Source organism: Brevibacillus laterosporus (assembly GCF_030489605.1).
Classification (GTDB): Bacteria; Bacillota; Bacilli; order Brevibacillales; family Brevibacillaceae; genus Brevibacillus_B; species Brevibacillus_B laterosporus_E.
On sequence record NZ_JAUKFY010000082.1, the window covers coordinates 1 to 444 of the forward strand.

Annotated in this window: 1 protein-coding gene; it reads right to left on the reverse strand. The window is 41.9% G+C overall.

All coding sequences use genetic code 11. From position 1 onward, the window contains the following. Nucleotides 1-127 precede the first annotated feature (127 nt). Nucleotides 128-444, reverse strand: a 317-nt coding sequence (locus tag QZ995_RS23755) for a LysM peptidoglycan-binding domain-containing protein (RefSeq protein ID WP_301812407.1), incomplete at its 5' end; no start/stop codon positions are given.

The following is a 444-nucleotide window of genomic DNA, read 5'->3' on the forward strand; positions in this document are numbered from 1 at the left end:
GGAACCTAGCCCATTTAGTTCTACACGAAAAGAAAGCCAGTGAGGTACCGGCTTTCCGTTGACTATGATTTTTACAATGGGTGTTCCCGTAGGTCTAAAGGGGCCAGTCCGATTGATTAATGGATCGTTAAACATAAATCACCCATCCTGGCTTTAATTTATGAGGACCGTTAACTAGTACCTTTTTATTGTTGTTATAGATGTCTTCCCACTTTTTCTTTTTTCTTTGGGCGATACCGGACAACGTATCTCCCTTTTGAATGGTGTATTTCTCCTTACTTCCTGGTTGTTTATTTTGTGTAGGAGCTGGTTTACTTTTTGCTACTGCTTGCACGGCTTTTGCTATTGGATCATTCTTCTGGGTGTTCCCGCTCCCTTTTTGAGAGATAACTCGTTCTAAGGTGATGGAAAATGGTATGCGTCGATTTGTCCTGTGATCGGGTA